At 61.8% G+C, this 20572-nt stretch carries 17 protein-coding genes, 1 tRNA gene, 1 pseudogene and 1 riboswitch; of the genes and pseudogenes, 7 read left to right on the top strand and 12 right to left on the bottom strand.

What is annotated here, in order from left to right:
• Positions 1 to 251 precede the first annotated feature (251 nt).
• Positions 252 to 2260: pseudogene (locus FFM81_RS18325) on the top strand (methyl-accepting chemotaxis protein).
• 58 nt (positions 2261 to 2318) lie between these two features.
• Here the strand turns inward: FFM81_RS18325 and FFM81_RS18330 are convergent.
• On the bottom strand, positions 2319 to 2699 hold the full coding sequence (locus FFM81_RS18330; protein ID WP_138385453.1) for a VOC family protein: 381 nt from the start codon (positions 2697 to 2699) through the stop codon (positions 2319 to 2321).
• Between the two features lie 359 nt (positions 2700 to 3058).
• On the opposite strand from FFM81_RS18330, the gene FFM81_RS18335 reads away from it, so the two are divergent.
• Positions 3059 to 3337, top strand: a complete 279-nt coding sequence (locus FFM81_RS18335) for a hypothetical protein (RefSeq protein WP_003570550.1) — start codon at positions 3059 to 3061, stop codon at positions 3335 to 3337.
• 126 nt (positions 3338 to 3463) lie between these two features.
• On the opposite strand, the gene FFM81_RS18340 is transcribed toward FFM81_RS18335, so the two are convergent.
• The 6 genes from FFM81_RS18340 to FFM81_RS18365 all read right to left on the bottom strand — a co-directional run bounded on the left by FFM81_RS18340 (position 3464) and on the right by FFM81_RS18365 (position 10750).
• Positions 3464 to 4285 carry an oxidoreductase gene (locus tag FFM81_RS18340; RefSeq protein ID WP_138385451.1) on the bottom strand — a complete coding sequence of 274 codons (822 nt, stop codon included), beginning with the start codon at positions 4283 to 4285 and terminating at the stop codon, positions 3464 to 3466.
• 259 nt (positions 4286 to 4544) lie between these two features.
• On the bottom strand, positions 4545 to 5291 hold the full coding sequence (locus FFM81_RS18345; protein ID WP_138385450.1) for an NADPH-dependent F420 reductase: 747 nt from the start codon (positions 5289 to 5291) through the stop codon (positions 4545 to 4547).
• A gap of 36 nt (positions 5292 to 5327) precedes the next feature.
• A complete protein-coding gene (locus tag FFM81_RS18350; protein WP_138385449.1) occupies positions 5328 to 5771 on the bottom strand; it encodes a MarR family winged helix-turn-helix transcriptional regulator in 444 nt (147 codons plus the stop codon).
• Positions 5772 to 5847: 76 nt separating this feature from the next.
• On the bottom strand, positions 5848 to 6489 hold the full coding sequence (locus FFM81_RS18355) for a TetR/AcrR family transcriptional regulator (protein ID WP_138385448.1): 642 nt from the start codon (positions 6487 to 6489) through the stop codon (positions 5848 to 5850).
• 17 nt (positions 6490 to 6506) lie between these two features.
• Complete coding sequence (locus FFM81_RS18360) at positions 6507 to 9635, bottom strand: efflux RND transporter permease subunit (protein ID WP_138385447.1); 3129 nt, start codon at positions 9633 to 9635, stop codon at positions 6507 to 6509.
• Positions 9635 to 10750, bottom strand: coding sequence for an efflux RND transporter periplasmic adaptor subunit (locus FFM81_RS18365; RefSeq protein ID WP_138385446.1), 1116 nt, complete (start codon positions 10748 to 10750; stop codon positions 9635 to 9637). The genes FFM81_RS18360 and FFM81_RS18365 overlap by 1 nt, the downstream gene beginning before the upstream one ends.
• A 98-nt stretch (positions 10751 to 10848) precedes the next feature.
• Between FFM81_RS18365 and FFM81_RS18370 the strand changes: the two genes are divergently transcribed.
• Positions 10849 to 11436 carry a TetR/AcrR family transcriptional regulator gene (locus tag FFM81_RS18370; RefSeq protein ID WP_138385445.1) on the top strand — a complete coding sequence of 196 codons (588 nt, stop codon included), beginning with the start codon at positions 10849 to 10851 and terminating at the stop codon, positions 11434 to 11436.
• A 398-nt stretch (positions 11437 to 11834) separates the two neighbouring features.
• Complete coding sequence (locus FFM81_RS18375) at positions 11835 to 12515, top strand: helix-turn-helix domain-containing protein (protein ID WP_246401131.1); 681 nt, start codon at positions 11835 to 11837, stop codon at positions 12513 to 12515.
• 8 nt (positions 12516 to 12523) lie between these two features.
• Here the strand turns inward: FFM81_RS18375 and FFM81_RS18380 are convergent.
• A tRNA-Gly gene (locus tag FFM81_RS18380) sits at positions 12524 to 12597 on the bottom strand.
• A 59-nt stretch (positions 12598 to 12656) separates the two neighbouring features.
• A complete protein-coding gene (locus FFM81_RS18385) occupies positions 12657 to 13751 on the bottom strand; it encodes a 2'-deoxycytidine 5'-triphosphate deaminase (RefSeq protein ID WP_173883798.1) in 1095 nt (364 codons plus the stop codon).
• Positions 13752 to 13825: 74 nt separating this feature from the next.
• Positions 13826 to 13904: riboswitch (SAM riboswitch) on the top strand.
• 42 nt (positions 13905 to 13946) lie between these two features.
• Here FFM81_RS18385 and FFM81_RS18390 point away from each other — a divergent pair.
• Both FFM81_RS18390 and apaG read left to right on the top strand, forming a co-directional pair.
• Positions 13947 to 15131 carry an O-succinylhomoserine sulfhydrylase gene (locus FFM81_RS18390; protein ID WP_025415268.1) on the top strand — a complete coding sequence of 395 codons (1185 nt, stop codon included), beginning with the start codon at positions 13947 to 13949 and terminating at the stop codon, positions 15129 to 15131.
• Between the two features lie 233 nt (positions 15132 to 15364).
• The gene (gene apaG / locus FFM81_RS18395; protein ID WP_003570600.1) at positions 15365 to 15757 is read left to right on the top strand and encodes a Co2+/Mg2+ efflux protein ApaG; all 393 of its coding nucleotides are present in this window, start codon (positions 15365 to 15367) and stop codon (positions 15755 to 15757) included.
• A gap of 415 nt (positions 15758 to 16172) precedes the next feature.
• Here the strand turns inward: apaG and FFM81_RS18400 are convergent, their stop codons facing one another.
• The 3 genes from FFM81_RS18400 to FFM81_RS18410 form a co-directional block, all read right to left on the bottom strand.
• Entirely contained in the window at positions 16173 to 17165 is a 993-nt protein-coding gene (locus tag FFM81_RS18400) for an Hsp33 family molecular chaperone (protein WP_003570602.1), read from the bottom strand.
• 89 nt (positions 17166 to 17254) lie between these two features.
• Entirely contained in the window at positions 17255 to 18169 is a 915-nt protein-coding gene (gene argF, locus FFM81_RS18405; protein ID WP_003570603.1) for an ornithine carbamoyltransferase, read from the bottom strand.
• Between the two features lie 37 nt (positions 18170 to 18206).
• Positions 18207 to 19406, bottom strand: coding sequence for an aspartate aminotransferase family protein (locus tag FFM81_RS18410; protein ID WP_003570605.1), 1200 nt, complete (start codon positions 19404 to 19406; stop codon positions 18207 to 18209).
• Positions 19407 to 19832: 426 nt separating this feature from the next.
• Here FFM81_RS18410 and FFM81_RS18415 point away from each other — a divergent pair, with 426 nt between their 5' ends.
• Entirely contained in the window at positions 19833 to 20366 is a 534-nt protein-coding gene (locus FFM81_RS18415; protein ID WP_003570607.1) for a GcrA family cell cycle regulator, read from the top strand.
• Positions 20367 to 20572: the final 206 nt, after the last annotated feature.

Consider the following 20572-nt stretch of genomic DNA (forward strand, 5'->3'; position numbering starts at 1 on the left):
CCGTCCTTCGAGGCCCCTGCGGGGATCTCACGATAGGCCCTCTTGAACCTCCTGCCTCCCCAAAATTATGGGTGTATCTGCGCCCCGCCGTTAGCGCGGAATTAAAGAATATCGCCTCTATTTGTGACGACGACACGGACACCGCCGGCCGATTGCATGATGCATGCGTCACTCCCCCATATTCGCTGAGCTGCGACACGACGCAGCGCTTGTTTGCAACAATTGATTTCACAGAACCGGGTGACATTTCCATGTTGAAACATCTGAAAATCCGCACGAAAATCATATCGGTCGTGGCGCTGCTAGGTCTGATCACCATGGCCGGGCTGGTCTATGTCATCTCCGAGTTCCGCCGGGCCGACGCCGCCTACAGCGCCTTCATCGATCATGAAGCGCAGGCTTCGATGCTGAGCGCGCGCGCCAGCGCATCGGTGGTGGCCTCGGTGCTGCAGGTCACCCTGCTGGCCGAAATGAAGGCCGATACGCCGGCATTCCAAACGACGCTCGCCATCCCGAGCAAGCTGCCGCAGGCCCGCGACCGGATGAAGCAGGCGCTGGCGCTGGTGCCGAGCCGCAAGGCCGCGATCGACGAAATCCAGGCCGGCATCGATGAGATCGAAGCGCTGGCGAACAAGATCATCGAACAGAGCAAGGCCAACGACAGCGCCGGCGCGCTTTCGAGTGTTGCCTTGATTAATGCCAAGCTCGATGCGCTGACACCGAAGATGATTGCCAACAACGATGCGATGATGGCGATGCTCAACGACGGCGGCGACGCGCTGTCTGCTTCGGTCAACGGCCGGATCGTCTCCTGTCTCGTGCTGATCGGCATCGCCGTTCTGCTCGCCGTCGGTTTCAGCGTGCTCGTGGCGCAGATGGGCATTGCCGGCCCGATGGCGAGGCTCAACCTGCGCATGACGCGGCTTGCCGAAGGCGATACCGAGAGCGATGTCAGCGGGCTCGACCGCGGCGACGAAGTCGGCCAGATGGCAAAGGCGGTCTCGATCTTCCGAGACAATGCGATCGAGCGTGCGCGGATCGAGGCACGCGCCGAAGCCGACCGCGATGTCAACGACGGTGAGCGTCGCGAACGCGAGGCGCAAAGGGCCCGCGACGCATCCGAACTCGAAGGCGCAGTTCAGGCGCTCGGCGACGGCCTGCGCCGCCTTGCCGCCGGCGATCTCGCCTCGCATATCGACCAGCCTTTTGTCGCCCATCTCGATGCCCTGCGTAAGGATTTCAACAACTCGGTCGAGAAGCTCAACGAAACCCTGCATACGGTCGGCGCCAACGCCCGGGCAATCGGTGCCGGCGCCAACGAGATCCGTTCGTCCGCAGACGAGCTTTCCCAGCGGACCGAACAGCAATCGGCCTCCGTCGAGGAGACGGCTGCCGCACTCGAAGAAATCACCACGACGGTGCGCGACGCCGCCAAGCGCGCCGAGGAGGCGAGCCAGCTCGTCGCCCGCACCCGCCTCGGCGCCGAGAAATCGGGCGAGATCGTCCGCAAGGCCGTCTCCGCCATGCAGCAGATCGAAAAGTCCTCGGGCGAAATTTCCAACATCATCGGCGTCATCGACGACATCGCATTCCAGACCAACCTTCTAGCGCTGAATGCCGGCGTCGAAGCGGCCCGTGCCGGGGAAGCCGGCAAGGGCTTTGCCGTCGTCGCCCAGGAAGTGCGCGAGCTTGCCCAGCGTTCCGCCAAGGCGGCAAAGGAAATCAAGGATCTGATCACCAATTCCGGCACGCATGTGCGGACCGGCGTCTCGCTGGTCGGCGAGACCGGCAAGGCGCTCGATTCGATCGTCCAGGAGGTGCAGGAAATCAACCAGCACGTCCACGCCATCGCCGAAGCCTCGCGCGAGCAGTCGATCGGGCTGCAGGAGATCAACACCGCCGTCAACACCATGGATCAGGGCACGCAGCAGAACGCGGCAATGGTCGAGCAGTCGACCGCCGCCAGCCACAGCCTCGCCACGGAAGCGGCAGCCCTGAACAACCTGCTCGGCCAGTTCCGGCTGACGGGCACCGGCGGCTTCGCCGCCGCCGCGCCGCTCGCCCCGGCCCGGCCGCCGGCCGCAGCGCCACGTGCCGCCGCGCGCCGGTCGCCAAGGCCGCCGCGATCCGCGTCGCCAAGGAGGGGGCTGCCCGCCCGACCGCCTCGCCGGCCCGCGCACTCGGCCAAACACTCGCCAACGCCTTCGGCGCCGGCAGCAGCGCGCCAAAAAGCCAGGATGGCGACTGGACGGAGTTCTGAGCCGTCAAGACAGGTATTGGCAAGGGCGGCTCAGGGGCCGCCCTTTCTATTTGGGGACCTAACCCGTCCGCCAGCCGATCTCGACGAGGATGTTCCCGGGCGCCGTGCAATAAAACAACCAGCCGCCGCGCATGGCGGCCGGCGGGCCGGAGAGCGCCGCGCCGGCAGCGGCAAGCCCGGCATAAACCCGATCGACATCCTCCCTCTCGGGCAGGATAAAGCCGATATGATAGGTCTGACGCTGCAGTTCGACCTGATCGGCAGTGCCGAACTTGGCAATCGCGTGGCTGAGGACGATTTCGAGGCCGGCATCATCGCTCAGGATCGCCAGGCCGTTCTGGCCGCGCATATCCTTCAGCGTCAGGCCGAAATGGCGAGTGAAGAATTCCGCCGTCGTCGCGATATCGGGTACGTGAAAATCGAGATGGTTCAGGCGCATGTCAGTCTCCGTTCAAAAAATCCCGGGACTGCCTTTTTGCCGTCTCCGCACGCCGCCGGGATCCCGCATCTCCATGCGGATCACGTCGCGGGTTCTCGTGCCAGGGCACGGAGCAGAGCTTCTTGAGAGCGCTCTGGGCGCTCCAACGGAAGGGATCGGGCTTACCTCAACCGATCCTGCCTTTTTCGACGCTGCCGATTTAGCAGACGGCGCCGGTTTCGACAATGGATGGCCTGAACCGATCACAGCGCTCAGGCAGCACTTCCCGAAGGATTGAAGGCGGATCTGCCGTTTCATCTGGTAGGGATGGCGCGGTCGGGAGTAAGATCGCATCCTTCGGCGATCGGGAAAGGATTGATATGAAACCTGCAGTCATCGGCCTTATCGGCACCCTGGTTCTTGCCGGGTGCACGACCGTCACCTATGACGGCCCAGGCCTCGAACCCATTCCGGGCAGCATCACCTATAACGGCCAGCCGCGCAGCAAGCTCACCAAATCCCCGCCCGGCTCCTCCTTCCCGCATGATTTCATCGACCAATACGGCCAGCAGGTCGAGGAAACCTACGTCATCCAGGCCGACAGAAGCCTGATTATCGCACATCGGCGCTACAAGCCGATTCGGTTCTTTGGAGATTAGGCTTCGCTCAAAAGTTGGAGGACGTCGTCGGGCGCAATGATCGTGCGGCGTGCCGCACGGGGCGACAGCGAGATCCGCAGAGACGATGCTGTTGAAACCGACGACGTCCGGAAGTTTACGCGAAGCTCAGGACGCGTTTCGCTTTCCGAAACCGAATGTCTTTCTCAGACTGCTATCGACCGCGTTTGCCGGCATAAACCTGCGCAGCCGGCTGAGCAGCGTCGCCTGGCCACCCGCCGGTTGACGCATTTTATATGGCCCGTTGATTGCCGCCAGGATTTTCTCCGCGACAGCCAGCGGCGACGGCGCGGTTTTGATCTGGGCCTGTACCGCCTTGATGGTCGCATCGGCCTGTGTTGCGTAAGCGCCCAGGGGCGCCTCGGTTTGTGCCGCGTTCACATCGAGCTTGGTGTTGGTGAAGGTCGGCTGAACCAACACGACGCGCACGTTGAACTCACGAATCTCATGGTCCAGCGACTCCGACAGTCCTTCAAGCGCATGCTTGCTACTGGCATATATTCCCATGAACGGCGCCGGCAGGAAGCCGAGGACCGAGCTGATATTGATGATCAGACCGCTGCGAGCGGCGCGCATGGAGGGCAAAGCAGCGCGGATCATGCGCAGAGGGCCGAAAACATTGGTATCGAAGACCGCCTGAGCTTCGGCAGGCGACGTGTTCTCGACCGGGCCGACTAGCGAAACGCCGGCATTGTTGATCAGAACGTCGATCCTGCCTGCCTCGGACAAAACCCATTGAACAAAATCGGAGACCGAGGCGTCATCGGTCACGTCGGCAGTCCCATAGCGCACGCCGGGAATGGCATTGACACGCTGCGGGTTACGCACGCCGCCAAAGACTTGGAAGCCGTTTTGTGCAAGAAGGCGGGCCGACGCTTCGCCTATTCCGGAGGATGCTCCGGTAATGACGACGACTTTATTTTGAGACATGGAGGCTCCTGGCTGGGCGCGAGTGGTTGACTACGTGCTTCAATAGAATGGTCAGATTTTTCACCCTGTCGGCAAAGGACAGTGTCTCAGAACCTGGTATCCAAGCGCGTAAGATTTCGACCGACATCTATTCTTGCTTTAGATGTCAATCGAAATATAAAATCAAGCACTTTTTGCTTTACGCCGATTTTTTTCGGTAATCGCGCCTCCAAACGTGCCGGGGCAGTGTCGGCCGGGAGCGGCTTGAGCCTCAACGAGTTCAGGATTTCGGAGCGGAAGTCCCCGCTCGGTTTCGAGCGACCATTTCGTCGTGGGTCAGGCTCGTGCCTGCCGCGAAGAATTCCTTGATCAGCGCGTCGCGATTATCGGCTGCGCGGGATCGATCCCCCGATTGCAGCGCTTCTTCCAGCTCATCTGCTGCAAGCTCGGTGCAATAGGCCGGGGTGCCGGGCTGCTGACGCCAGGACGCCGCCAGCCCTCCCGCATCCAGCGCATTGAAACCGGTAGCCTCGACCAGCTCTATGGCAACCGCCTTTGCTTCCGGGGCATCGCCTGCAACCGGGATGGCAATGCGTCCATCCGTGCCATCAGGCCGCCCCTTCTCCGCCAGCGTTGCCGCCAGCACGGCATTCCACGCCTTGACGACGGGTCGGCCGATTTGCCCGCTCACCCAAACGCTTTCGGGCATGCCGCCATCGACCTCGGCGATCACACCGTCGCGAAACGGATAATAGTTTGAGGTATCGATCACCACGACCTCTTCAGGCACGTCCTTGAAGAGCCCAGCGAGATCGCGATAGTTTGCGAACGGGATCGACAGAACGACCACTTCGACGCCCCGGACGGCTTCTTCCTTCGAAACGGCGGCCGCTCCGATATCGCCGGCAAGATCGCGGATGGTGTCCGGCCCCGTCGAATTGGCAAGCTTGACCTCATGGCCGCCGGCGGCAAGTTTTCTCGCCAGCGTCGCGCCGATATTTCCGGCGCCGATGATTCCGATCTTCATGGGATGACCTCTCTCTGATGTGGAAGTAAGCCCGCCTCAATCGCCGGCGGGGCGAGCGAATGCGTGCAGCGTGTCGCGCAGATCGGCCAGCCCCTCGTCGGTGAGCTGGCAGGCGGTTTTGATCTTGTCGGTGACGGCCCAAAGCGCCTCACGCAGGGATTCACCGGCTTCGGTAAGATGGATGAGCACCCGCCGCTCGTCGGTACGATCGCGCGTCCGGGTCACCATGCCGGCCGATTCCAAGCGCTTCAGCAGCGGCGTGATCGTGCCGGTGTCCATGTCGAGCTTTAAACCCAACTCTCCAACGGCGCGGGGCGTACCGCCATAAAGTTCAAGCATCACCAGGTATTGCGGGAATGTCAGACCGAGCGGCTGCAAAAATGGCTTGTGAAGGCGCGCCATCCGGTTGGCCGCGCCATAGAGCGCAAACGAAAGCTGGGTGCCGACCGCGCGGCGGGATGCGATTTCGTTGTTCGGCATGGCTTCATCTAGCGTGCGTTTATCTAGTGCACCAGATAATGGCTTTATCGAAGAGAACAAGGTCGGCAGCGCTAGATTATGCGCTTATACCTTCAGGCAGGGCGCGGTCTGATGTGCCGAGCGCTGTCATGATGAAGCGGATTTGGGCGTGGACGCTGACCGCGGTGGCCTCCCCCTCCTGAACGCGCTGCTCAAGCAGAACCGGATGGAAGAACGGCAGGAAGGCGGTGATGATGCCGCGCGCGGCTTCGTCGGCATCTTCGACTTTGAACTCGCCTGTCTGTAGCCCCTCGCGGACCAGCGCCTTGAGGATAGCCAGGATCTGCTCATTATGCGCGTTGATGGTTGACCAACTTCCATCCATGGCGGCGACAAGCAGCTCGTGCATCGGTCTGTCCTCGACCAGCCTTCTCGTGCTCTGCCGGTGGATGGCGGTCAAAAGATCGGCCAGCTTTTTGCTCGCCGGCGCATCCGTTTGCGCGATCGCCAGAGCAATTTCAGCAACCTCTTTGACCACCAGTCCGCAGACGGAACTGTTGATCGCCGTCCTTGAGGGAAAAAAGCGATAGATATTGGCGCGGCTCATGCCGAGTTCGGCGGCGATGTCGGCGACCGACGTCTTATGATAGCCGATCCGCCGAAAATGCCTTTCCGCCACCTCGAGTATCCGCGTGCGCGACTGCTCAAGGTCAGTTGCTATCGGATCCGCAAAAGTCATCGCCGCCTCCGGAGAATTCACTCGGCAGCCATCGCCGTCGGTAACTCCATCTCCTTCGGTAACTCCACCGCCTTCGGTGAATTTTCATGGCTCTCGTTTTTCGTCGGCTTGATGCGGAACCAGATGGCGTAGAGAGCGGGAAGGAAGAGCAGGATCATCACCGTGCCGACCGCCGTTCCGCCGATCAGCGTGTAGGCCATCGACCCCCAGAACACCGAGTGCGTCAGAGGAATGAAGGCAAGCACGGCGGCAAGGGCGGTCAGAATGACCGGTCGTGTCCGCTGCACCGTCGCCTCGATGACGGCGTGATAATCGTCGAGACCGGCTGCCTTATTGTCCTTGATCTGTTCGGTCAGGATCAGGGTGTTGCGCATCAGGATGCCCGCCAGCCCGATCAATCCGAGAATGGCATTGAAGCCGAAGGGCTTGTCGAAGAGCAGCAGGACTGGAACCGCTCCGGCAAGACCGAGCGGCCCCGTCAGCATGACCATGGTCATCGTCGCCAGGCTGCGGACCTGCAGCACGATAACGATCAACATGGCGGCAATCATCATCGGGAAGATTTTCACCAGGGCGTCGTTGGCCTTGGTTGATTCCTCGATGTTGCCGCCCATCTCGATCCGATATCCGACAGGAAGCGAGGCAATCAGCGGCTGAAGCGCCTTCATGACCTGCTCTGAGACCTCCGGCGGCTGTGTCGCTTCGTTGATATCGGACCGGATCGTAATAACAGGCGTACGGTCGCGGCGTTTCAGAATCGGTTCTTCAAACTGGATTTCCGAGTGGCCGATCTGATCGAGCGGAACCTGTCGCCCATCCCGGCTCATCAGCGAGAAGTCGGCCAATCTGGACGGATCGAGCCGGTTGCCGCCGGCGCTGCGGGCAACAACAGGCACGTTGCGGATATTCTCGCGAACCTCGGTGATCGGAACTCCGCTCAGCAGCAATTGCAGCTGCTGGGCCGCCTCGGCCGGCGACAGGCCGATCAGGTTCAGCCGATCCTGGTCGGGAACGAAGCGCAGCACCGGCGTGCGATTGCCCCAATCGCGGTTTGCCTGGCGCACGTCCGGCACGCTCTTCATGATCTCGAGGGCCTTGTCGGAAATCCGGTACAGTTGCTGCGCATCCGGCCCGCTGATCCGGAACTCGACCGGAAACGGCGTGTAAGGACCGAAGACCAGCTGCGTGACGCGGACATAGGCTTCAGGGGCGAGCCCATCCGAAATGGCCGCGCGCAGCCGAAGCTTCAGTACCTCGCGTGTGTGGGCGTCAGGGGTCAGCACGACGATCTTGGCGAAAGACGGGTCCGGCAATTCCGGCGCCATGGCAAAGAAGAAGCGGGGAGCGCCCTGGCCGACATAGCTGGTGACGGTCTTTGCCTCCGGCTGCTTCTGCAGCCAGCCTTCGAGCTTTTCAACCGTGGCCGTCGTCGTCTCGATGCTGGTGCCTTCGGGCATGCGGACTTCGACGAGGACTTCGGGACGGTCCGAGGTCGGGAAGAACTGCTTTTTCACCGATCCCATTCCAACGACGGAGGCCCCCATGGCGATGGCGACCACCGCACAGGTGACGAACTTGTGGCGCACGGTGAACTCGATCAGCCGCCGCAGGCGCCGGTAATTCGGGGTGTTGTAGATGGCGTGATGGCCACCCTCGACCGGCTTGATCGCCGGCAGCATCTTGACGCCGAGATACGGCGTGAAGGTCACCGCGACAATCCAGGAGACGATCAGGGCAAAGCCGACGACCCAGAAGATGTTGCCGGCATATTCGCCGGCGGTCGACCGGGCAAAGCCGACCGGCATCAGCCCGATGATGGTCACCAGCGTGCCCGACAGCATCGGGGCCGCAGTATGGCTCCAGGCATAGGCGGCCGCCTTGATGCGATCCATCCCCTCTTCCATCTTCACCACCATCACCTCGATGGCGATGATGGCGTCGTCGACCAGGAGGCCGAGCGCCAGGATCAACGCACCAAGGGTGATGCGATCGAAGAACCGGCCGGTCTCCAGCATGATGAGGAAGACGACGGCAAGGGTCAGCGGAACGGCCAGAGCCACGACGATGCCGACACGCCAGCCGAGCGCAATCAGGCTGACGAACAACACGACGCCGAGCGCCATGGCAAATTTCAGCATGAACTCGCCGACGGCTTCGTCGATGTTGACGGCCTGGTCGCTGACCTTTTCGAGCGTCATGCCGAGCGGCAAGGTCTTTGCGATCGCCGCGGATCTTTCTTCCAGCGCCTTGCCGAGGTCCAGACCGTTCCAGCCCTGTTGCATTACAGCGGCAAGCATGATGGCGGGCTCGCCGTCATGGCGAATGAGATAGGTGGCCGGATCTTGATAACCGCGCCGCACTTCGGCAAAATCCGAGAGCTTCAAGGTGCGTCCAGCCGCAGCGATCGGCGTGTCGGCGATCGCCTGGATACTGTCATAGGCGCCATCGAAGCGAATGAAGACCTGGGGCCCACGCGTATCGATCGAGCCGGCCGGCGTCACTGTGTTTTGCCGCTGCAAGGCGGCGGCGACGTCCTGTGCCGAAATGCCGAGCGTGGCCAGCTTGGCATAGGAGAACTCGACAAAGATCTGTTCGGGCCGCTCTCCCAGGATGTTGATCTTCTTGACACCCGGCACATGCAGAAGATCCTGGCGGATCACCTCGGCCTGACGCACAAGCTCGCGCATCGGCATGCCCTTGGCCTTGAGGGCATAAAGACCGAAGCTGACATCGGAATACTCGTCGTTGACAAAGGGACCGAGCACGCCCCTTGGCAGGTTGCGGGCCTCGTCTCCAAGCTTCTTCCGGGCCTGATAGAATTCCTCCTCGACTGCTGTTGCCGGCGTGCTGTCCTTCAAGGTGACGGTCAAAAAGGCATAGCCTGGCCGCGTTGTCGTTTCGACACGATCGTACCAAGTGAGTTCCTGGAGGCGCTTCTCGAGCGGCTCGGCGACCAGATCCTGCATTTCGCGGGCTGTCGCGCCCGGCCACACCGATGTCACGGTCAGAGTCTTGATGGTGAAGGAGGGGTCCTCGGCGCGCCCGAGCTTGACGAAGGCATAGGCGCCGGCGGCGGCCAGCAGAACGATGAAGAACAGGGTGACGGCCCGCTCGCGAACGGCGAGCGCGGATAGATTGAAGTTCATCAGTTTACCGCCTCTGCCTGTTCCACCGTGGTGCGCACGCTGACGCCGTCCTGCAGCAGATGGGCGCCGAGAGCGACGACCGGCTCGCCTGCATTGACGCTGGAAACCACCGCCACCTCCTCACCCAGCTGCTCTATTTTCACCTGCCGGAAGTGCACGGTCGACGATGTCTGGTCGAAGACCCAGACGCCGGTGCGGCTGCCATCGTCCAACACGGCGCCGACAGGCACCGCCGCATGCGATTGGCCGCTGCTGTTGGCGATTCTGATCGTCACCGTCGCACCCAGCGGGGCCGACGCTGCGGCGCCATCCAGAACCCAGCGCGCCTCATAGGTGCGGGTTTGCGGATCGGCGGCATCGGAGATCTGCCGAAGCCGCGCCTTGTCCTGCCGGCTTTCGTTGCCGTAGATGCTGGCATCGGCGATCTCGCCGATCTCAGGCCTGAGGAATTCCGGCATCCAGACCAGCGCTTCACGCGGCCCGGCCTGTGCGAGCCGGACCACGGTTTGTCCCGCCGTCACGACCTGCCCCGGCTCGCCCAGCGTTTCGACAACCGTTCCATCGGTGTCGGCAACGAGGACGGAATAGGCGGCCTCGTTTTCCGCGACCTTGGCGTCCGCTTGCGCCGCGGCAAGCTGCGCGGTAGCGGTGTCAAGCGCTGCCTTTGCCTGCTCGTAGCGCTGCGGCGTCGCGGCCAATCCGTTTTTCACCAAGGCGGCATAGCGTTTCTCGTCTGCTTGCGCCTGGGTCAGCACAGCTACAGCTGCCGCGACCGCGTTTCGTTTCGCCGTAAGGGCCAGATTGAGATCGGTCTCGTCGATGCGCATCAGCGGTTGGCCGGCCTTGACCTGCACGCCAACGTCCACATAACGCTGCATGATCTTGCCGGGCACGCGAAAACCAAGATTGCTTTGCACCCGGGCGGCGATCGTGCCCGTGAAGCTGCGTCCGGCGCTATCCGGCCTCTTTGCTTCCACCAACTTGACGAAGGGTGTTGCGGTTCGGGGATCGGTGGCCGGCACGCTTGCGTCCGAAGACTTGGCGGTCAAGACGAACGTCGTGGCGCCGGCAGCCGCCAGAAGGCCGAAGGAGGCGAGGAGAATTTTGCGGTTCATGTCAGTAACCCTTCTTGACGGGCGCAGCTATTTATTTAGATTGCGATCTAACTCTAATTCTTATATAGATGTCAAATGAAATCTAATTGGAGATCGCTATGAGAGTCAGTCGCGCTCAGGCCGAGGCCAATCGTGAAACGGTGATCGATGTCGCAAGCCGGCTCTTCCGGGAGCACGGCTTCGACGGCATCGGGCTGAAGGACCTGATGAAAGGGGCCGGCCTCACCCAGGGCGGGTTCTACAAGCAGTTCGAATCGAAGGATGATCTTGTGGCGCTTGCATCCGGGCGAGCGATGGAGAGTGCGCTCCGCAGATGGTCAAGGGTTGCCGCCGTTAGTCCCGATCCGCTAGAAGCGGTTGTCGACCTCTATCTCTCGCCCGGGCACCGGGAGGAGAAGGGCGATGGTTGCCCTTTGGCAGCGCTCGGGTCCGACGCGGCGCGCCTGAGCGAAGAGGTCCGCGCTCCATTCCAGAATGGCATCGAAGCTCATCTTCAGATTCTCGACGAATTGATCCCTGCGCCGGACGGCTCGAAACCCGATGACAAAGCCATGCTCATCCTGTCGCTGATGGTGGGCGCCGTAACCATCTCCCGCATCATGACCGACCAAGGCATGGCGGAGCGCGTGCTCGAAACCGCTCGCGATGCGGTCAAGCGCATCGCGGGCGAAACAGACGCAGAATGAGTCCTGCACTGCCCTTCCCGAAGATCAGCACAGGGCGAATGGCCTCACCGCTCCTGACCCGTGAAGTCAACAGGCTCTCATGATCCATAATGCTGCATGCACTCCACGATGGGCCGGATCAGACTTCGACGGAATGCTGGAAACGTTCCTCGGACCTGCCCACTTCGACGGATCGCCGGCACATGGGCCGGCGCATGGGGTTGAAGGCTTCAGTTGGTCGGCTGATGCAAGGTCGCACGGCGCGGTAACGGTTGCCGATCTCGAATGCAAGGGAGAGTGGAACCTTTTAGCCACCGCAGAGACACCGGATTGGCTCACCATTTACGTGCCGCGCGAGGGTCTCTCCGGCATGACACGACGGCAAATCACGACGATAGCATCACCCGGCCAGATACTGCTTGGGCATAGCCGCGAGGCGGATCACTTCCTCGCGCGGGGAGCGCTTCATCGATCACAGAAACTCTTCCTGGATTGGGGCCGGATTTCCCACACGTTCGGACAGCTATTCGAAGCCCCGCTTTCCGGATCGCTCGACCTGTCACCGCTGGTTGATGGATCAACCCCCTCAGGACATCTCATCAAAGAATCTTGTCGAGACGATCATCTCCGGCATGCTCGGAGACGGCATCTTGCTTCATTCGCCGATAGCGATGACCAACCTCACCCAGGCTCTCGCCGATTTGCTGATCAGATTGGTGCCCCATCGCTACTCTCAGCGACTGGAACAGACCGCGTTCACGCCTGCTCCACGGCACGTTCGCCGGGCCATCGATTTCATGCACGCAAATATTGCCGAGCCGATCACAATCCCGATGATCGCTCAATTCGCCAACGTCTCAGTTCGCTCCTTGGAGACCGGCTTCCGGACTTTCAAAGGGGCGACACCGGGCAGCTACCTCAGAACTCTAAGATTACGCGCCGCCAGAAAAGACCTTCTGGATCGGTCGAACTCGCAGAACATCAGGGACATTTGTCTGAAATGGGGTTTCGTCCACGCCGGCCGCTTTTCTGCACTCTACGGGTCGGTTTACGCGGAAAGTCCTCGGGAAACCCGCCGGCGGAAATCTGAGGTCGCCTGAGGGGCAGCTGGAGCGGGTGAAGGGAATCGAACCCTCGTATTCAGCTTGGGAAGCTGCTGCTCTACCATTGAGCTACACCCGCGATGCCCTGAGATTTCCAACAGATGGGGTGCGCTGTCAAGTCGTCCCTTGCGCTACGCCTCAGATACGGAAGTGCTTCGAGAGTTTGAGGCCCTGGGCCTGGTAGTTGGAGCCGAGGCCGGAGCCGTAGAGGCTCATCGGTTTTTCCTGCATGTGCTCATAGACCAGGCGGCCGACGATCTGGCCGTCTTCGAGGATGAAGGGCACTTCGTGGCTGCGCACTTCGAGCACGGCGCGGCTGCCGCGGCCGCCGGCCGGCGCATGGCCGAAGCCCGGATCGAAGAAGCCGGCATAATGGACGCGGAATTCGCCGACCAGCGGATCGAAGGGGGTCATCTCGGCGGCATAATCCGGCGGCACGTGCACGGCCTCGCGCGAGACGAGAATGTAGAACTCGTCGGGATCGAGGATCAGTTCGTTGCGGCCGCGGCTATAGAGCGGCTCCCAGAAATCGAAGATATCGTGCTGATCTTTCTTGTCGACATCGACGACGGCGGTGTGGTGTTTGCCGCGATAGCCGATCAGGCCGTCCTCATCGCCAGCGAGATCAATCGACAGCGCGATGCCGCCGCCGGAGACGTTCGGCAGCTTGCTGGCGACCAGCGTCTCGCTTTCATGCAGCTTCAGCAGTTCCGGCTCACTGAGCAGGGCATGGCCGGTGCGGAAGCGGATCTGCGACAGGCGCGAGCCGCGGCGCACGACGATCGGGAAGGTGCGCGGGCTGATTTCGAGATAGAGCGGGCCGGCATAGCCCGCCGGGATCTTGTCGAATTCCTGGGCGTAATCGGTGATGACGCGGGTGAAAATATCGAGGCGGCCGGTCGAGCTCTTCGGATTGGCCGAGGCCGACATGTCGGCCGGCAGCGCCAAGCTCTCCATCAGCGGCACGATATAGACACAGCCGGTTTCGAGCACCGCCCCTTCCGAGAGGTCGATCACATGCAGGCTCAGCCGGTCGAGCTTGTCCGAGACCAGATGCGAGGGGCCTGGCATGAAGGAGGCGCGCACGCGAAAAGCCTTGGCGCCCAGGCGAAGATCGAGGCTTGCCGGCTGGATCTGGTCGCGGTCCAGCTCCCGCTCGGAGTTCAGACGCCCCGTTTCAAACAGCGCCGCGATCGCGCGGTCCGCCAGAATTCCCATTTCACGAGCCATCATGCCCCATCCATCATTTTGCCGCCGACAAAACCAAACTCGGGGAATTGACGCAAGCAGCTAACAGCAGTATTGCAGAATTATCCCGTGGTGATTTGGCCGGTCGGCTTGCAGCCACGTTAAACAAGTGGCTAAAAAGACCGGGTTGAAACCGGTCTGCTTTTGCGGCCGGTTTTTTTGTTATGTGAAGGTGATGGCATGAGCAAGACCTGGCGCCCGGCAACCCAACTCGTCCACGGCGGAACCTTGCGTTCGCAATATGGCGAGACCTCCGAGGCAATCTATCTCACGCAGGGCTTCGTCTATGAGACGTCGGAAGCGGCCGAAGCCCGCTTCAAGGGCGAGACGGACGGTTATATCTACGCCCGCTACGGCAGCCCCACCAACGACATGTTCGAAAAGCGCATGTGCATGCTCGAAGGCGCCGAAGACGCCCGCGCCACCGCTTCCGGTATGGCGGCCGTCTCTGCTGCGATCCTCTGCCAGGTCAAGGCGGGCGACCATATCGTTGCCGCCCGCGCCCTCTTCGGCTCCTGCCGCTGGGTCGTCGAAACCCTGGCGCCGAAATACGGCATCGAATGCACGCTCGTCGACGGCCGCGATCTCGCCAACTGGGAAAAGGCAATCCGGCCGAACACCAAGGTGTTCTTCCTGGAAAGCCCGACCAACCCGACGCTCGAGGTGGTCGATATCGCTGGCGTCGCCAAGCTCGCCAACCAGATCGGCGCCAAGGTCGTCGTCGACAATGTCTTTGCGACACCGCTCTTCCAGAAGCCGCTGGAACTCGGCGCCCATATCGTCGTCTATTCCGCCACCAAGCACATCGACGGCCAGGGCCGCTGCCTCGGCGGCGTCGTGCTGGCCGACAAGGACTGGATCGACGAGAACCTGCACGACTATTTCCGCCATACCGGCCCGGCAATGTCGCCGTTCAATGCCTGGACCCTCTTGAAGGGCATCGAGACGCTGCCGCTGCGTGTGAAGCAGCAAACGCAGAATGCCGCGAAGATCGCCGATTTCCTGGCCGAGCAGGGCAAGGTCGCCAAGGTGATCTATCCCGGCCGCAAGGACCACCCGCAGGCCGACATCATTGCCAAGCAGATGACCGGCGGCTCGACACTGGTCGCCTTCGAGCTGAAGGGTGGCAAGGATGCGGCCTTTGCGCTGCAGAACGCACTCGATATCATCAAGATTTCCAACAATCTCGGCGACAGCAAGAGCCTGATCACCCATCCGGCAACGACCACCCACAAGAACCTGTCGGAGGAGGCGCGCGCCGAGCTCGGCATCTCCCCGGGCACGGTCCGCCTTTCGGCCGGTATCGAGGATACCGACGACCTGATCGAGGATTTTGCCAAGGCGCTTGCCAAGGTTTCGGCCTGACCAACTGGAATAGTGGCCGGACCCATTCGCGGTTCGGCCACTACCGGCCGCTACGCGCAGCGGAACAAGTTCGCCCGTGCCGGCGTTCGGAAGTAAATTAACACTGACAATTAGGCTTAACGATCGAAAACCCTTCGATCACGGCTGTTTCATCGCTGATCAACGTTCCGTTTCTTGACGGACTGGGCCTCTTTATAAGATACGGGTAACATATCTTGACTAAGGTGCAAGGCATGTATCGCGCCCTCACAAGAGAGATCGAAGTCGTCGTCGAACCGTTTTATCTGGAGGAGCAATCCGATCCGGAAGACGATCGCTACGTTTGGGGTTACCGGATTGTCATCAGCAACAATTCCGGCGTCGCCGTGCGCCTGGTCAACCGCTACTGGAACATCACCGACCAGAATGGACAGGTGGACGAGGTGACCGGCCCGGGCGTCGTCGGCGAACAGCCGCGGCTCAGCCCCGGCGACACCTACGAATATTCCTCCGGCTGCCCGCTCGACACGCCCTCCGGGCTGATGTTCGGCCATTATCAGATGGAAACGGATGAAGGCGAGATGTTCGATGTCGACATCCCGGCCTTCTCGCTGGATTCACCGGGGCTGCTGCGGGTGCTCAACTGACGTGTAGCGCCGAAGTTGATAGTGCGAACACGAACGCCGCGCTTGCCGCATGGGTCCTCGGGTCAAGCCCGAGGACGACGGAGGGTGGGGGCAAAGGCTAGCAAGAGGCGAGGGGCCGGGAGCGAATTCATCAAAAGTGTGCAGCGTTTTTTGCTGGAAGTGGTAGCTCTTGTTTTACATGCTTCTCACGCAAAATCGCTTGGGCAGTTTGCTGGAATTCCCAGACGGTCCGCCTCTTGCCGGTCGCTGCCCCCACCACCCTCCGTCATACTCGGGCTTGACCCGAATATCCATGCCGCAAGCACTGCGCGTGGATGTGTTCGGCTACGGTCGGATGCAGCCTTCCTGTCAGCACCAACCTGGACGCAGTGCCCGCACCCGGGCTTGACCAGTCAACAACCTATTAAAACCGATCCTATTCTGCCGGCTGAAGCTCGGTCGGCTCGAAGCGGTAGGTCGTTGAGCAGAATTCGCAGGTGACGGCGATCTCGCCATTCTCCTGGCTGGCCTCGATTTCCTCGGCAGTGAAGCCTTTCAGCACGCCCTTGATCTTGTCCCGTGAACAGCTGCAGCGGTCGAAGACCGCCCGAGGTTCGTAGACGCGCACGCCTCTCTCATGGAACAGGCGAAACAGCAGCCGCTCGGTTCCAACCAGCGGATCGGTCAGTTCATCGGCGTCGATGGTCTCGACCAGCGAACGGGCTTCAGTCCAGGCGTCATCCTCACCATGCGGGCGGCCGCCGGTGTCGCCGTCGCCGCCGTGGAGATCGGGCTGGCGCATGCGCTCCGGCGCTTCCGGCAGAAACTGGGCGACAAGGCCGCCTGCGCGCCAGCGATGGCGCGGCTTGCCGGCATCGTCGCGGTCAAAGAGTTCGGCCGCAGCCAGCCGCACGCGCGTCGGGATCTGCTCCGACTGGCGGAAATAGACGCCGGCAATCTCCTCGAGCGAGGTGCCGTCGAGCTCGACGATGCCCTGATAGGGCTGGCCGAACTTGCCCTGGTCGATGGTGAAGGCGAGCACGCCCCGGCCGAGCAACTGCTCCGGCTCGGTTTCGCCCGCGGCAATCGCCTTGTTGAGCAGAGCGTGATCGAAACGGGCATAGGCGCGGACATTTTCCGGCGTCGAGAAATCGGCGACGAGAAGATCGACCGGGCCATCACCCTTGGTCTGCACGGTGAATTTGCCGTCGAATTTCAGCGAAGTGCCAAGCAGCACCGTCAGCACGACGACTTCGGCGAGCAGCCGGGCGACAGGGGCCGGATAATGATGGCGCTCGAGGATCGCATCGAGCATCGGGCCGAGCTGGACGGCGCGGCCGCGCACATCCAGCCCCTCCACCTGAAAGGGGACGACATGATCATCGCCGGCGAAATCGAACTGGCCGAGGGCGGCTGCAGCTTCTGCCATGGCTTTACTCCTAGTTTTCGGAGCGATGGGTCAGCGTGCCCTTCACTCGCGCGGCCGCGGGTCTATGACTCGCAACATCCGATTATGGTTCAGATCGCGCCCAGGCACCAAGCAAGAATCGACTTCTGCGCATGAAGACGGTTTTCCGCTTCATCGAAGACCACGGATTGCGGACCGTCGATCACCTCATCCGTCACTTCCTCACCGCGATGAGCAGGCAGGCAATGCATGAACAATGCATCGCTGCCGGCCTTGGCCATCAAGGCCGCGTTGACCTGGTAAGGCTGGAAGACATTGTGACCCCGGGCCCGATGTTCCTGATTCATGGAGACCCAGGTATCGGTCACCACGCAATCGACGCCTTCGACCGCACGGTCGGCATCATGGCAGAGCATGATTTCGGCGCCCTCATTGCGGGCCCAGTTCAGATAGTGATCCTTGGGCTCCGAACCAAGGGGCACGGCCATGTTCATGCGATAGCCGAAGCGGGCTGCGCCTTCGACCAGCGAATGCAGCACATTGTTGCCGTCGCCGGTCCAGGCGATGGTCTTGCCCTTGATCGGGCCGCGATGCTCCTCGAAGGTCATGATGTCGGCCATGATCTGGCAGGGATGGGTGTCATCCGTCAGCGCATTGATCACAGGCACGGTCGCATGCTCGGCAAGCTCCTTGAGCCTTGAATGCTCGGTGGTGCGGATCATGATCGCATCGACATAACGCGACAGCACCTTGGCGGTGTCGCCGATCGTCTCGGCGCGGCCGAGCTGCATCTCGGTGCCGGACAAGAACAGCGTTTCGCCGCCGAGCTGGCGCATGCCGACGTCGAAGGAGACGCGAGTGCGGGTCGAGGGCTTTTCGAAGATCATCGCCAGCATCTTGCCGGCGAGCGGCTTGTCGCCCTTGCCGGCCTTGAAGGCCTGCTTGCGGGCGAGCGCATCGTTCATGATGGTTCTGAGGTCGGCTGATGTGACCGCCGAAAGATCGAGGAAATGTTTAGGAGCCATGTTCTTAACCTGTCGTGCGCCCGAAGGCACAATCCCTTCAAGCCGTCTTCTTGACCTTGGCGGCACGGATGCTTTCGGCGGCGCGCTCGAGGCGGGCGAGGCCCTCGCGGGCTTCCTCGGCGGTGACGACGAGCGGCGGAAGAAGGCGGATGACGTTGTCGCCGGCGGGCACGCCGAGCAGATGGGCGGCGCGGATCGCCTCCAGCAGTTCGGCCGAGGGAATGGCGGCCTTGACGCCGAGCAGAAGCCCCTCGCCCCTGATATCCTCGATCACATCGGGATAACGATCCTTCAGCGAAGCGAGGCCCTGGCGGAAGACGAGCGAGACGTCGCGCACCTGCTGGAGGAAGCCATCGGCGAGAATGATGTCGAGCACGGCGCCGCCGACGGCCATGGCCAGCGGATTGCCGCCATAGGTCGAGCCATGGGTGCCGGCCTTCATGCCGGAGGCGGCTTCCGCCGTGGCAAGGCAGGCGCCGAGCGGGAACCCGCCGCCGATGCCCTTGGCGACCGCCATGATGTCGGGGGTCACGCCCGACCATTCATGGGCGAAGAGCTTGCCGGTGCGGCCGACGCCGGTCTGGACCTCGTCGAGGATCAGCAGCAGGCCGTGTTCGTCGCAGAGCTGGCGAAGCGCCTTCATGAATTCGGGGGTGGCCGGGCGTACGCCGCCCTCGCCCTGCACCGGCTCGATGAGGATGGCCGCCGTCGCATCGGTGATGGCGGCGCGGACCGCTTCGATATCGCCGAACGCCACCTGGTCGAAGCCCGGCGCCTTGGGGCCGAAACCTTCGAGATATTTCTCCTGGCCGCCGGCGGCGATCGTCGCGAGCGTGCGTCCGTGGAAGGCGCCTTCGAAGGTGATGATATGGAAGCGTTCGGGATGGCCCTTGGAAAACTGGTAGCGGCGCGCCGTCTTGATCGCGCATTCGAGCGCCTCGGCGCCGGAATTGGTGAAGAACACCTTGTCGGCGAAGGTGGCGTCCGTCAGCCGTTTTGCCAGGCGCTCCTGGCCGGGGATCTCATAGATATTGGAAAGGTGCCAGACCTTGTCGGCCTGCTCCTTCAGCGCTGCGACCACGTGCGGGTTGCTGTGGCCGACGGAGGTGACGGCGACGCCCGCGCCGAAATCGAGATATCGCTCGCCGCTCTCGGTGATCAGCCACACGCCCTCGCCTCGCTCGAACCGCAGCGGGGCACGAGAGTAGGTGTCATAAAGCGGCGCGGCTTCGGCCATGGCGCGAGTCTCCTATCGATGTTATCCAGCAGCGGACTCCGGCTAAGAAAAAACCAGGCCCGAAAAATCAAAAATGCCGCCTTGCGGCGGCCAGCGGCACTATTTCCTTTTCGCGCTGCAATGTCAACAAAACTGCGCCCTTAGCGTATGCAGCAAGGGTGTACAGCGGCATTTTCAGTCTTCAACAGGCAATATTGCAGAAATGCCACGCCGGGGCAGCAAGTTGGGGAAAACTACGAATTCGATTCATCCGGATTCCCGCGACTCTTGTCAGGGAGTCAGCCTCACACTAGGTTAAAGTTCAATTACTAGACTGCATGCGGCGGAACTAGTCACCAAAATTGATCAAGCGTTTCTTGTTTCGGAGGCTTCCGGGACAACGGTGAGGGATTCTGCCATCACCAACGCAGAAGGTGGAGACAGGGCATGAACTGGACAGACGAGCGGGTCGAGAAACTCAAGAAGCTTTGGGCCGAAGGACTGAGCGCCAGCCAGATCGCGGCGCAACTTGGCGGTGTCAGCAGAAACGCTGTGATCGGTAAAGTACATAGGCTCAGCCTTCCGGGCCGCGCCAAGGCCGGCGGCACCGCCGCCACGGCGCGCACGCCGAAACGCAATACCTCGGCGCCGCGCGCACCGAATTATGCCTCTCGCATCACCACCCGCACCGTTACCCGCCAGCAGGGCGCAACGATGCTGAAGGAAGAGATCGAGATCGAAACGGTCGAGGAAATGGAGTACGTGCCGAAGGGCAACGTGGTCGTGCCGATCTCGCGCCGCCTCGGCCTGACGGAACTGACCGAACGCACCTGCAAGTGGCCGGTCGGCGATCCGCTGAAGGACGATTTCCATTTCTGCGGCTGCGAATCCCCCGACAATTCGCCCTATTGCGGCTATCATCAGAAGCTTGCCTACCAGCCAATCAACGAACGCCGCCGGGCGGCAGCGCGGGCCGGCTGAGAAGCGGCATCGCTGGACATGAAAAACGGGCCGCGCGGCCCGTTTTTTTATGAGTAGAGTGGGAAGGCGGCCTTTGTGTTTGGCAACAAAGCCAGCCATACATTCCGTCATCCCAGGGCTTGACCCTGGGATCCACAACCAGGCACTCGGCTTCGATAATTTCCCTGCAGCTGGATGCCATCGCTCTTCTCACAGTGCCAGCCGCA

It is taken from the genome of Rhizobium hidalgonense, from assembly GCF_005862185.2.
Taxonomy (GTDB): domain Bacteria; phylum Pseudomonadota; class Alphaproteobacteria; order Rhizobiales; family Rhizobiaceae; genus Rhizobium; species Rhizobium hidalgonense.